Raw genomic sequence first — 11781 nt, 5'->3', positions numbered from 1 at the left:
GCGTGCTCAAATGCGCCGGGTTGGAGGGCAAGGGGGAGAGGGCTAGGGTGGGAGTCCTGATTTCCGGAGGGAATCCGCTCATGCGTTCACTGCTGCTGCTCGCCACGCTGGCCCTGGCCCTGGCGGGCTGCGAGAAGAAGTCCGCCCCCACCGAGACTCCGCCCACCGGGCAGGCTGGCGACACGCAGGCCGCTGGCACCCAGGCAGGCACACCCGCGCAAGCGCCCGCGGCTTCGGACGCACAGGCCGTGGCTCCTGACTCGAAGGGGGCCATCCTCATCGGCGAGGTGGGCAGCCTGACGGGCAGCGAGGCGACGTTCGGCGTCTCCGCGCGCAACGGCATCGAGCTGGCCCTCAACGAGGCGAACGCCGCGGGCGGGGTGCGGGGCCGTCCGCTGGCGGTGCGCGTGTACGACAGCCAGGGGCGTCCGGAGGAAGGGGCGCAGGCGGCGACGCGGCTCATCACCCAAGACAGGGTGGTGGCGATTCTGGGCGAGGCGGCCTCCTCCGTCTCCATGGCGATGGCGGAGAAGGCGCAGGTGGGCAAGGTGCCGATGATTACGCCCACCTCGACGAGCGCCGAGGTGACGAAGAAGGGCGACTACATCTTCCGCGTCTGCTTCATCGACGAGTTCCAGGGCCTGGTGATGGCGAAGTTCGCACGGGAGAACCTGAAGCTGTCGAAGGTCGCGGTGCTGACGGACAACAAGAGCGCCTTCTCGATAGGACTGGCGGAAGTCTTCACGGCGAAGTTCCAGGAGTTCGGCGGGACGATTGTCGGCAACGAGAGCTACTCGAAGGGCGACACGGACTTCCGCGCGCAGCTGACGGCGCTCAAGCAGGTGAAGCCGGAGGCGGTGTTCGTGCCGGGGTACTACACGGACGTGGGCATCATCGCGCGGCAAGCGCGCGAGGTGGGGCTGAAGGTGCCGCTGCTCGGCGGTGATGGCTGGGACTCCGACAAGCTGTTCGAACTGGGCGGGTCCGCGCTGGAGGGCAGCTACTTCTCCAACCACTATTCGCCGGGCAACCCGGACCCGGTGCTGCAGTCGTTCCTCGCGCGGTACAAGGAGAAGTACGGCAGCGTGCCGGACAGCGTGGCGGCGCTGTCGTACGACGCGGCGCGGGTGCTGGTGGAGGCGCTCAAGCGCGCCCCGGACACGAGCGGCCCGGCGCTGCGCGACGCGATTGCCGCGACGAAGGACTTCCCGGGCGTGGCGGGGCGAATCACCCTGGATGCGAACCGGGACGCGGTGAAGGAAGCCGTCGTCCTGAAGGTCGCCGGCGGCAAGGCGGAGTTCGTCACCACGGTGAAGCCGTAGTGACGCCCCGGTCCCCCGTCCTCAAGGGATGGGGGACTGGATGACGTAGTAGACGGAGCTGAAGTACCGCTGGAGCGCGTTGAGCAGTTGCACCAGGAACGGCCAGCCCATCACCGTGAAGCCCATCAGCGCGGCCGTGACGGTGGCGTACTCCACCATCGACTGGCCGTGCAGCTTGCGACGCGACAACGACGCCATCAGCACTCCCCCGGCTTCTTGCAGCCCATGTAGTAGTCGCCGCGCTTGTCGTGCGTCTTCTGGTTGTTGTCGGAGTCCCAGTCGCGCCACTCGTTGTTGAAGTAGGTGCTACTGCCCTGGCCCTGATTGATTCGCTGGGTCGGCGCGCCACCGTTCTGGGGCCGGATGGACATGCTGACCCGGGTCGGGTCATCACCGGGCTTCGAGAGGCTGAGCTCCAGCGTGGGAGAGAGCAGCTTGTTGCTGATGCCCTGCGTGACGAGCGCCTGGGCAGCGGTCTGCATCTGGGTGTAACCCGCGTTCTCGCCGTTCGTGTACACCTGCGCCACGCGTGCGTAGAGGTCGCCTGCCTTCTTCTGCGAGTCGCCGGGCTGGAAGCTCTGGCTCTCGGTGAGGGCCCACGTGTCCGTCACCAGCGCGATGTACTCCCAGGGGAGCAGGTAGGTGTCCTGCTCCACGTCACGCTTCTTCTTGGCGTTCCCGTGGACGTCCTTGGCGCCCTTGTCCTTCGGCTCCTTGGCCAGGTCGACGTCGCTGAACTCCGAGAAGAGCGTCTTGGGGAGCAGGTAGTTCTGCACGCCGCTCCGCGCCGAGCAGCGGATGAGCCCGCCCCGGTTGAACCGGGTCATGTACGCCGCATGCAGCGTGACCCCGTAGCTGCCGACCGCCTGCTGCTCCACCGTACACTCCACCTGCTGAGCTCCTGGGTGCAGCCAGCACGCGTGGGCCACCAACTCCTGGTGGTGGCTCACGTCATCCTTGCATTCGATTCCCTTGTCGGGCCCATAGCTGTCGAGGCCCGACTCGTGGTCGCAATACATCTGCCGGGCCAGGCCCTGCGTCTGGGCGAAGCCCGCGAAGGAATCCCCTCCCTTGGGCTCCGCCGCGTAGTCCGACACCGCGTAATCCCAGACGGTGGAGAGCGTGGTCTCCTGCGCGTCCAGCACGTGGCGCAAGAGGTCGTCCAGGAAGATGGCGTACATGAACACGGGGATGATGACGAGCATGCACAGGGCGGTCTCCACCGCGGCGGCGCCCCGAGCGACTCGCGTTCCAGCTCTCTTCATGGGCCTCACAGCGACACCTCCGGTGCCTCGGCGATGGTGGCCGCGTCGCTGTTGCCCGCGTCCTCCAGCACCTTCTTGGCCTCCGCCGGGGTGAAGGGATGCAGCTTCACGCGCCAGTAGGGAGCGAAGAGGTTGGGAGGCTCCGACCAGCCGCCCTGCTTGAAGCGGTGGTAGTAGACCAGGGACTTGGACAGGCTCATGCCCTCGCCAGCCGCCACCGTCAGGTCCCCCGCGCCCTGCTCGCCGTGCTCGAACTTCACGCGCCGGGAGTTGTTGAGCTCCCACGGGGCCTTCTTCGGGTCACCCACGTTCAGCTTCATCGTGTAATAGCTGTAGACGCGCGGCTGACCCCAGTCCCGTCTCACATCCGGGTTGGCGCGGTACTTCATGAAGCAGTTGCCCGAGCCCGCGCACGCCGTGAGCGCCCGCACGTTGGTGCCCTCGAAGCGATGCTGGCCCCGGTGCGCCCCACCGACGGAGTGACCACCGCCTCCTGAGTCACTCCAGATGGAGGCGTCATAGGGCAACGGCAGGCCTGTCGATTCGTGCCAGGAGACCTGCGTGAAGATCCCCGACTCGGCGGCGGCCACTGTGGACCCCTGGTTGCCCGGACTCTGACCGCCTCCGTAGACATTGTTCTGACTCTGCACCGTCTTGGAAGAGCCCTTGTGGAGGGTCAGTGTGTTCACCCCCGTGCCGGGAAGATCCAGGACCTCCTTCACGAACTCAGGATGAAGATTCGTCGGAATACCCCCAGTGATATTCCGGTTCGCGGGCCATCCCGAACGGCTCGCATTGCCAATCTCCGTCACGACGCGCGCACGGGCCTCGGGCGAGGAGTTCGGCACACTGCCCTGGCATTGCATCCCATCCACGGCGCAATTGAACTCGTTGGCGTTGAGGGCACCCACCGCCGAAGACAGGTCACTCACATTGGGCGCGGCGTCGGTCTTGAGCCGGGACAGGCCATGGCTGGAGCCGTCCTTCACCGCCTGCACGGTCTTCTCATGGACCGAGCGCTGCGAGGTGTGGATGTTGTCCACCATCAGGTCCAGTCCCTCCATGGCACTCCTGAAGTTCCCCTCCAGCCCCCTGACCTTCCGGTCGTACATATCGCCCTGCTTCCTGAACTTCTCCATGACCCGCCCGGCGTCCACCGCGTGCTGGCAGCAAGGGCACGTCCCCTTGCAGGCGACGCACCTGGCAGTCTCCTGCGCGATAATCAGGGGGAAGCTCATTTGCCCCGCGCGCATGATCTGGCCGGTGATGCTCGCGGTGGCCATGTACGCGTGAAGGCTGTTCATCGCCACGTAGGAGCCAGCGATGGCCCGGTTGGTCACCGCGTAATAGTTGAGTGCCCGCGCCTCCAACACGCCCATGGAGAACGACATGGCATCGCCATGTTGCTGCAGGCTCATCTTCTGGCGCAGCGCGTGGCTCAGGTTGAAGCTCAGCGTCACCATCAACGCGAGCACCAGGAACGACAGCGAGCCCAGGACAATGGCCTGTCCGCGCTGGATGCGACGGCGCGACCGGCTCAGTAGGAGAACGGGAAGAGGCATACGTTGCTCCCTGGAAGGTCGCTGGTGTTGAGGTAGAGATTCGACTGCATCCGCATCGTGTACGTGGCGCGGATGGGCGCGATGTAGATGCCCTTGGAGGCGGCGCTGTCGTAGGGGCTCTCGCCCTTGCCGGCGCTCCCGAACCGCCGCCCGGAGGCCTTGCTCTTCTCCGCCGCCTTCACCTCGCCCATGCGCACCACCATGGGCATGTCGCGGGCGCGCGCGGCGTTGTAGATGACCCAATCCGCGAACGGAATGACGAGCCGGTAGTTGAACGTCACCTGCACACGCAGCTTGGTGCGGTGGCTCTGCTTCCAGTCGTCGGAAGTCGCGTTGTCCGGGTCGTCGAAGTCCAGCTCACCACCGCCGCCGCCCACGTCCGCCTTCGTCGGCCCGCAGATGGTGACCTCGGCGTACTTCAAGTCCGTGTCCGCCATCTCGTTGCTCTTCAGCTCGCTCCACTTCGTCGTGAAGTCCTGCCCGCTGTTCACCGGGCGGACATATTCGATGCCGTCCGGGCCCGAGGAGCGCTTGGCCAGCATCGGCAGGAGCACGGCGACCGCCGCCCGCTCCATCTCCTTCACGCTCGCGTTGTGGATGGAGCCGGCCCGCACCGCTTTGTAGGCGGCGTACTTCGTCAGGAGCCGCGCCTGGTGCATCAACCCCAACTGCAGGATGCCCAGGATGAGAAAGACGAAGAGCGGCAGGACAATCGCGGACTCCACCGCGGCTTGTCCAGACTGTGCCCTTGCAAGGCGAAGGCAGAGGCGACATCGCATACACCAATCACTACCACACCCACAGCACCCCCCTCAAAATCCCTGGGAATCAAAACCTCCACTCAAAACCCGCAATGTTGCCCCCTGCACATGAATGACAATCATTCCCCGCGAGGCGTTGCCTTCGTCACAATCCCGCCACCTTGGCCGCTTGCCCTCACATGCACCGGACAAATACAGCCATGCTCCATGGTGGGAACCCACGACACAGAGATATGACAAACACCCGACATTACTGGGAGGAATGAGAGGCCATGCACTGCCTGCTGGCCCGTGGGGCAGCCAGGCCTCCCTCGCACGCTTGAGCAGATGTTTCGGGGGAAACACGTAGGTGGCGCGGTTCCGGTGCGCTCACGTACGGGAAAGCCCGCGCGGCCTCACTCACGGCGTCCGCGGGTCACGACTCCGTCCTGGCCTCGATGCCACGGGCCCCGCCCCCATGCCGGGGGCGACTCCACGCCCCTACGGGATGGGCGACTGGATGACGTAGTAGATGGAACCGAAGTACCGCTGCAGTGCGTTCAGCAACTGCACCAGGAACGGCCAGCCCATCACGGTAAAGCCCATCAGCGCGGCGGTGACCACGGCGTACTCCACCATCGACTGACCGCGCGCCCGAACAAGCCCCAGCCTCCGGGGTGACTTCGCCATCGCTGTATCCTTCCTATCGTTCACGGAGCGGCACCTCGCTGGAGCAGCGAGACCTGAAGCTCCACTCCTGGCGCCTCCGCGCGCGTGCGCAAGGTGGCCCGCCCCAGGGTGGTGCCCTTCATCAACTCGAACGCGATGCCGTTCGCATCCACCGGCTCCACGGCCCCCACGTCCCAGCCCTGCTGCGTGAGCAGGTTCCGGTACCGCTCGCCCACCGAGGTCGGAGAGCCCTCCGGCAGCTGGCCGGAGACGACGTGGTGCGAGGCCCCCTCCATGGAGAAGGAGAGCGTGACGGGTTGACCCAGCTCGGGCGGCAGCGGAATCCAGGGCGGCACCCGCGAGGCCCGCTTCAACAGCGGCGCCACCTGCCCCGCCGACACGAAGCCCAGCGTCTCTCCTCCCTGCGCCAGCACGGAGACGAGCCGCATCTCCTCCGTCGCCGGACTCCAGTACCCCACCCAGCCCCCGTGCTCGCCATGGCGCTCGCCGAGCACCGGCAGCCCGTTGTCCAGCAGCACCTGCCGGTAGTGGGAGAGGACCTGCTCCGGCGTGTCCTTCGTGGAGAACCACGCCACGGCGATGGGCACGTCCGGGCCCAGGTAGTCCACCGCGAGCAGCTCCGCGCGGCTCGCCCGGGGATACGCGGGGAAGTGCACCAGCGCGCGCTTCAGCGCGGCCTCCTCCTCGGGCGAGCGCCCCGCGGGCTTCGCGGGGGGCGCATCATCGAGCGAGGGCGGAGGAGCCCACTCCTCCGTCGCGTCGCGCCGCCCGTAGACGGCGCCCTCCCAGGCAAAGCCAATCAACGAGCCCACCACGGCCACGGAGAACAGCAGCGCCGGCACGCGGATGACCAGGCTCGAGGCACGCGACATCAGCAGCTCTCCGCCTGGGCACAGCCCAGGTAGTTGTTCCCTCGGGCGTTGTGCGTGGCCTCGTTGTTGTCCTTGTCCCAGTCCTTCCACTCGCTGTTGAAGTAGCTGGCGCTTCCGCCGTTCTGATCCAGGGTCTGCACCGGCCCACCGCTCGACGGGAAGGGCTTGATGGAGAGGCTGGGCTCGCGCGGGTCATCCCCGGGGGGCATGGAGTCCAGGCGAATCGCGCTGTTGAGCACTTCCTGCGTGGCCTGGCTGACGAGCGCCTCGGCGGCCGAGGACATCTGGGTGTACCCCGCGTTGTCCTGGTTCTTGTAGACCTGCGCCAGCCGCACGTAGAGGTTGTCCTCTTCGCCGTTCGCCGTCCCCGGCCCCTGGTTCGCGGCCTTCGTGAGCGCCCACGTATCGGTGACGATGGCGATGCGCTCCCAGGGCAGCAGGTAGACGTCGCCCTCGAGCCCGCGCGGGTCATCCTGCAAGTCGCCCCCCGTCGCGTTGCCGTGGATGCCATCGGAGCGCTTCTTCGTCTGCCGCGCGAGCCCCACCTGACTGAAGTCCTGCAGGAAGGACTTGGGCAGCAGGTAGTTCTGCACGCCCAGGCGCGCCGAGCAGCGGATGACGCCGCCCTTTCCGAACTGGTCCATGTACGACTGGTGCAGGTCCACGTTGTACGCGCCCGCGGGACCGCCACCACCGCCGCCATTGGGGTCGGCCTGGTTCAGCGTGCACTGCACCTGCTGCGCTCCCGGGTTGAGCCAGCACGCATGCGCGGACACCTCCGCGTGGTGGCCCTCGTCGTTCTCACACTCGGGACCCTTGCCAGGGCCGAAGCTGTCGAGGCCCGACTCGTGGTCGCAGTACATGAGCCGCGCGAAGTACTGCGCGCCGGTGAAGCCATTGAAGGGCTCCGGGCCGGACTCGGGCGGGTCCTTGGGCGGGGTCGGATAGTCCTGCACGGCGTAATCCCAGACAGTGGACAGCGCCGTCTCCTGCGAATCCAGCGTGTGCCTCAGCAGGTCGTCCAGGAAGAGCGCGTACATGAAGACGGGGATGATGACCAACATGCACAGCGCCGTCTCCACGGCGGCGGCGCCCCTGGCCGCGCGATGTCTGGAAGTCCTCACAGCGCAACCCCTTCCACCTGCGACATCTGGGCGGCTTCCGAGTTGCCCGCGGCCTCCAGCACCTGCTGCGCATCTCCCTTGGTGTAGGGGTGCAGCTTGGCGCGCCAGTAGGGCGCGAAGAGGTTGGGGGCCTCCTTCCAACCGTCGTCGCCGAAGCGGTGGTAGTAGACGAGCGACTTGGACATGGCCATGCCCTCGGTCGCCGCGACGGTGAGGTTTCCATCGCCTTGCTGGCCATGGGTGAGCTTCACCTGCGCCGAGGAGTTGAGCTCCCAGGGCGCGCGCTTCGTGTCGCCCACGCGGAAGCGCATGGACAGGTAGCTGTAGACGCGCGGCTGGCCCCAGTCCCGGTCCGGGTCCGGGTTGGCGCGGAACTTCATGAAGCAGTTTCCAGAGCCCGCGCAGCCGGTGAGCGCCCGGACGTTGACGCCCTCGAACCGATGCTGGCCCGAGTGTGCGCCATCCCCCTTGTGGTCGCCGCCGCTGTCGTCGCTCCAGATTTCCGACTTGAAGGAGCTGAACCCGAAGCCGTGCTTCCATTGGTGGGTGATGTTGCCCTCATCCTGCGCCGCCACCATGGAGCCCTCGTTGCCCCCCTCCTGGCCGCCCTGGGTGAGCTGCCCATTGTCCTTCACCGTCTTGGCCGTCCCCCGGGTGCCGTTGATCATCTTCTGGGCTTCGTTGTTCGGGATGTCGTCCATCTCCTGGAAGAACTGGGCGTTGAGGTACTTGGGCTTGTTCATCGGGGAGCCCATTCCCGGGCTCGTCCGGGTCGCGGGCCATCCGGAGCGGGTCGCGTTGGCGATCTCCGTCATCACCCGCGCGCGGGCCTCCGGTGAGGAGTTGCTCTCGCTGCCCTGGCACTCCATCCCATCCACGGCGCAGTTGAACTCGTTGGCGTTGATGGAACCCACCGCCGACACGAGCTCGCTCGCGTTGGGCGCGGTGTAGCTCTTGAGCTGGGACAGGCCGTGGCTCCTGCCATCCTTCACCGCCTGAAGGGTCTTGTCGTGGACCGAGCGCTGGGCGGTGTGGATGTTGTCCACCATCAGGTCCAGCCCCTCCATGGCCGTGTTGAAGTTGGACTCGAAGTCCTTGACCTTGTCGTCGTAGTCGTCGCCGGCGTCACTGAAGTCGTTGGCGATCTGGATCGCCTCCGCGATGTGCTCGCAGTGGTCGCACATGAACTCGCACGCGACACACAGACCGAACTCGATGAGGGCGATCTGCATGAAGTTGTTGGACGAGGCCCGCATCATCTCGCCGGTGAGGCTGGCGGCGGACATGTACGCGTGCAGGCTGTTCATCGCCACGTAGGAGGTGGCGATGGCCCGGTTGCTGACCGCGTAGTAGTTGAGCGCGCGCGCCTCCAGCACCGCCATGGAGAACGACAGGGTGTCGCTGTGCTGCTGCAGGCTCATCTTCTGGCGCAGCGCGTGGCTCAGGTTGAAGCTCAGCGTCACCATCAGCGCGAGCACCAGGAACGACAGCGAGCCCAGGACGATGGCCTGCCCCCGCTGGATGCGACGGCGCGACCGGCTCAGTAGGAGAACGGGAAGATGCATGCGTTGCTCGCTGGCAGGGCGTTGGTGTTGAGATAGAGATTGGACTGCATCCGCATGGTGTACGTGGCGCGGATGGGCATGATGTAGATGCCCTGGCCGGCGGCGCTCTCGTAGGGGCTCTCACCCGTGGCGGCGCCTCCGAAGCGGCGGGTGGAGACCTTGGCCTGCTCCGCCGCCTTCACCTTCCCCATGCGCATCAGCATCGGCATCTCGCGGCCGCGCGCGGCCTGGTAGATGACCCAGTCCGCGAAGGGAATCAGCAGCCGGTAGTTGAGCGTGAGCTGGATGCGCAGCTTGGTGCGGTGGTTCTGCCGCCAGTTGGCCGGGCTGGTGTTCTTGGGGTCGTCGAAGTCGAACTCCGCCCCTCCGGAGACCTCTTCCTGCGTCGGGCCGCAGACGGTGACCTCCGCGTACTTCAGGTCCACGCCGGGCATCTCGTTGCTCTTCAGCTCGTTGAACTTGGTCTCGAACTCCTGCGCGCTGCCCACCGGGCGGGTGTACTCGATGCCACCCGCGCCACCGGCCCGGCTGCTGAGGATGGGCAGCAGCACCCCGAGCGCGGCGGCCTCCATGGTCTTCACGTTGGCGTTGTGAAGGGAGCCGGCTCGCACCGCCTTGTAGGCGGCGTACTTCGTCAGGAGCCGGGCCTGGTGCATCAGCCCGAGCTGGAGCGTGCCCAGGATGAGGAACACGAAGAGCGGCAGGACGATGGCGGACTCCACCGCGGCCTGGCCTGATTGGGTCGCTGTGGTGAGGGAGCGCATCCAGCCTCGCGAAAGGGCGCCGGGGGTACCGCACGCCCCGAGCACCACGAAGTTACACTGACAATCTGATCTCGCGATTCACGACCCTAATGTTGCCGGCGCGGAGACGAAAACTTCGCGGGCCGTCATCGCAGGCTCGAAGCATCCCTCTCCCTGGGAAAAAAGCCGCGCCAGAAGACTCCAGGCGGCCACATGACCGATGGGTCGCGCCAAAACTCTCAACGGTTGCAAAAGCAAGTGACGCGGATGGCCATGGGCGCGCCCGCATGGCGGGCGGATGAGCGAGTCCCGTGCCCGGGTTCAGCGCCGTCGGGCGATCTCCTGGATGAGCTCCACGTAGCGGCGGTTCTTGGGGTTGAGCTTGAACGCCTTGCGGAAGGAGTCCTCCGCCAGGGCCCACTGCCCCTCGCCCTGGGCCACCTCGCCCAGGAACCCCCAGCCGTCCTCCAGCCCGGGCTCCTGACGCACGACTTCCTGGAGTTCCTGGAGTGCCAGGCGGCCGTGGGCCTCCGGCTTCATGAGGTAGCGAGCCCAGGCGCGCCAGGCGTGATGCAGCGGCTTGGGTTCGATGTCGCAGGCGTATTCGAAGTACTCGAACGCGCCCGCGTAGTGCTTCGCGGCGAGCCTGCGTCGGGCTTCGTCGAACTGGGTGGTCGCATCCAGCAGGTCGGTTCGGATGCGGAACTGTTCGGTGGTGCTGGGGCGGCCCGTGGTGGCGCGCTCCTTCTCGCGGTGCGCCGCGCGGCGCTTGCGCCACAAGAGGTTCTGCTCCGCGTCCGACAGCACGCCGTACGCCTTCGCGTAGGCCGCCAGCAGGGCCTCCGCCTTCTCCTTCAGCTCCGGCGTCTGGAAGCGCAGGGGCGAGTACCGCTCCGCCCACGCGAGGAAGGCGCGGCGCAGGGGCAGGGGCTGCACGTCCTCGGGGACCTCCAGCAGGGCGAACGGGTCCTTGCTCCGGTGCGCGAGGAAGGCCGTCACCAGGGCGTCTCTGGCGGCCACGTCCTCGTCGGAGAACGGCGTGCCCCGCGCGGCGACGGGCTCCGGGGCGACGGGCTCCGGGGGTTGCGCCACGGGCACCGGCGCGGCGCGCGCGGACAGCTCCGCCGCCTTCGCGTCCGCGTCCTCCACGAAGCCCGCCACGCCCAGCAGGCACAGCGCGTAGAGCCGCCGCAGCACCGTCTCCGTGTCGAAGCCCGTGCGCTCCTGGAGTTCGTTGAACGTGGGCCGCTGCCGGAGCTGCTGCAACAGCCGCGCGTCCTTGGACGACAGCTTGGGCCCGGACTCCACGCCGGGCATCTGCCCGAATCTCCGCTCGTCCGTGAAGGTGAAGTGGGTGGCCACCGCGTCGAAGGGCATCACCCCTTCCACGCCGGTCAGGATGAGCTGCGCGGGGTTGGTCCGCACGCTCGCGTCCGGCGTCTCCGCGTCCGCGATGAGGCGGTACTTCGCGTCCACCCACCGGAAGCAATCCAGGAGCTTGTGGGCCAGGTTCGCCTGGAGCTGCTTGTACAAGTCAAAGGGGCTGATGAGCCCCTTCTGCACCAGGAGCCCGCCCATCTGCATGCCCGTGGAAACGCTCTCCGCCAGCGACTTCTGGTAGTCCGCCTCCGTCAGCCGGCCCTTCTCCACCAGGTACTTGCCCAGCGTCTCGTGCAGCAGGTTGGACTGGCACGCCACCGGCGAGCCGTCCTCGAAGAGGATGCGCTTCTCGCGCTGCCGCACCTTCAGCTCCAGCGTGCAGGTGCGCTCCTCCACCATCAGCGCATGCACCAGCAGGGGGAACGGTGTGTCGGCGAGCAAGCCCTCGCGCTGGCGGAGCACCTGCGACGGGGTGGGAAACATGGAGCGGTGCCTCGGCTGTGGACGCGAGAAGGGCT

Annotated in this window: 11 protein-coding genes; 1 reads left to right on the top strand and 10 read right to left on the bottom strand. The window is 67.0% G+C overall.

Features of this window, described 5'->3' with window-relative positions:
* Positions 1 to 80 precede the first annotated feature (80 nt).
* On the top strand, positions 81 to 1322 hold the full coding sequence (locus HUA74_RS11815; RefSeq protein ID WP_174454636.1) for an ABC transporter substrate-binding protein: 1242 nt from the start codon (positions 81 to 83) through the stop codon (positions 1320 to 1322).
* Positions 1323 to 1343: 21 nt separating this feature from the next.
* On the opposite strand, the gene HUA74_RS11810 is transcribed toward HUA74_RS11815, so the two are convergent.
* From HUA74_RS11810 to HUA74_RS11765, 10 genes are all read right to left on the bottom strand, one after another.
* Positions 1344 to 1520, bottom strand: coding sequence for a hypothetical protein (locus HUA74_RS11810; RefSeq protein WP_174454635.1), 177 nt, complete (start codon positions 1518 to 1520; stop codon positions 1344 to 1346).
* A complete protein-coding gene (locus HUA74_RS11805; RefSeq protein ID WP_174454634.1) occupies positions 1520 to 2587 on the bottom strand; it encodes a hypothetical protein in 1068 nt (355 codons plus the stop codon). The genes HUA74_RS11810 and HUA74_RS11805 overlap by 1 nt, the downstream gene beginning before the upstream one ends.
* A 5-nt stretch (positions 2588 to 2592) precedes the next feature.
* Complete coding sequence (locus HUA74_RS11800; protein ID WP_174454633.1) at positions 2593 to 4149, bottom strand: hypothetical protein; 1557 nt, start codon at positions 4147 to 4149, stop codon at positions 2593 to 2595.
* Positions 4125 to 4928, bottom strand: coding sequence for a TadE/TadG family type IV pilus assembly protein (locus HUA74_RS11795; RefSeq protein WP_174454632.1), 804 nt, complete (start codon positions 4926 to 4928; stop codon positions 4125 to 4127). The genes HUA74_RS11800 and HUA74_RS11795 overlap by 25 nt, the downstream gene beginning before the upstream one ends.
* 462 nt (positions 4929 to 5390) lie before the next feature.
* On the bottom strand, positions 5391 to 5579 hold the full coding sequence (locus HUA74_RS11790; protein WP_141644460.1) for a hypothetical protein: 189 nt from the start codon (positions 5577 to 5579) through the stop codon (positions 5391 to 5393).
* Between the two features lie 20 nt (positions 5580 to 5599).
* Positions 5600 to 6451: a hypothetical protein gene (locus tag HUA74_RS11785; protein WP_174454631.1), complete on the bottom strand. Its 852-nt coding sequence runs from the start codon at positions 6449 to 6451 to the stop codon at positions 5600 to 5602.
* Positions 6451 to 7515 carry a hypothetical protein gene (locus HUA74_RS11780; protein ID WP_174454630.1) on the bottom strand — a complete coding sequence of 355 codons (1065 nt, stop codon included), beginning with the start codon at positions 7513 to 7515 and terminating at the stop codon, positions 6451 to 6453. The genes HUA74_RS11785 and HUA74_RS11780 overlap by 1 nt, the downstream gene beginning before the upstream one ends.
* Before the next feature lie 56 nt (positions 7516 to 7571).
* Positions 7572 to 9140, bottom strand: coding sequence for a hypothetical protein (locus tag HUA74_RS11775; protein WP_174454629.1), 1569 nt, complete (start codon positions 9138 to 9140; stop codon positions 7572 to 7574).
* Positions 9116 to 9904 carry a TadE/TadG family type IV pilus assembly protein gene (locus HUA74_RS11770; RefSeq protein ID WP_141644462.1) on the bottom strand — a complete coding sequence of 263 codons (789 nt, stop codon included), beginning with the start codon at positions 9902 to 9904 and terminating at the stop codon, positions 9116 to 9118. Before HUA74_RS11770 ends, HUA74_RS11775 begins: the two co-directional genes overlap by 25 nt.
* Positions 9905 to 10204: 300 nt before the next feature.
* On the bottom strand, positions 10205 to 11746 hold the full coding sequence (locus HUA74_RS11765; RefSeq protein WP_174454628.1) for a DUF4388 domain-containing protein: 1542 nt from the start codon (positions 11744 to 11746) through the stop codon (positions 10205 to 10207).
* Positions 11747 to 11781: the final 35 nt, after the last annotated feature.

Source organism: Myxococcus sp. CA051A (assembly GCF_013336705.1).
In the GTDB taxonomy this organism is placed as follows: Bacteria; Myxococcota; Myxococcia; order Myxococcales; family Myxococcaceae; genus Myxococcus; species Myxococcus llanfairpwllgwyngyllgogerychwyrndrobwllllantysiliogogogochensis.
This window is presented reverse-complemented; position numbering and strand designations above follow the sequence as displayed.

Excerpts from the sequence above, each read along its gene's own strand:
- HUA74_RS11775 (WP_174454629.1), bottom strand. The coding sequence starts at position 9,140 with ATGCATCTTCCCGTTCTCCTACTGAGCCGGTCGCGCCGTCGCATCCAG.
- HUA74_RS11765 (WP_174454628.1), bottom strand. The coding sequence starts at position 11,746 with ATGTTTCCCACCCCGTCGCAGGTGCTCCGCCAGCGCGAGGGCTTGCTC.
- HUA74_RS11785 (WP_174454631.1), bottom strand. The coding sequence starts at position 6,451 with ATGTCGCGTGCCTCGAGCCTGGTCATCCGCGTGCCGGCGCTGCTGTTC.
- HUA74_RS11815 (WP_174454636.1), top strand. The coding sequence starts at position 81 with ATGCGTTCACTGCTGCTGCTCGCCACGCTGGCCCTGGCCCTGGCGGGC.
- HUA74_RS11800 (WP_174454633.1), bottom strand. The coding sequence starts at position 4,149 with ATGCCTCTTCCCGTTCTCCTACTGAGCCGGTCGCGCCGTCGCATCCAG.
- HUA74_RS11790 (WP_141644460.1), bottom strand. The coding sequence starts at position 5,579 with ATGGCGAAGTCACCCCGGAGGCTGGGGCTTGTTCGGGCGCGCGGTCAG.
- HUA74_RS11795 (WP_174454632.1), bottom strand. The coding sequence starts at position 4,928 with ATGCGATGTCGCCTCTGCCTTCGCCTTGCAAGGGCACAGTCTGGACAA.
- HUA74_RS11805 (WP_174454634.1), bottom strand. The coding sequence starts at position 2,587 with ATGAAGAGAGCTGGAACGCGAGTCGCTCGGGGCGCCGCCGCGGTGGAG.
- HUA74_RS11770 (WP_141644462.1), bottom strand. The coding sequence starts at position 9,904 with ATGCGCTCCCTCACCACAGCGACCCAATCAGGCCAGGCCGCGGTGGAG.
- HUA74_RS11810 (WP_174454635.1), bottom strand. The coding sequence starts at position 1,520 with ATGGCGTCGTTGTCGCGTCGCAAGCTGCACGGCCAGTCGATGGTGGAG.
- HUA74_RS11780 (WP_174454630.1), bottom strand. The coding sequence starts at position 7,515 with ATGTTGGTCATCATCCCCGTCTTCATGTACGCGCTCTTCCTGGACGAC.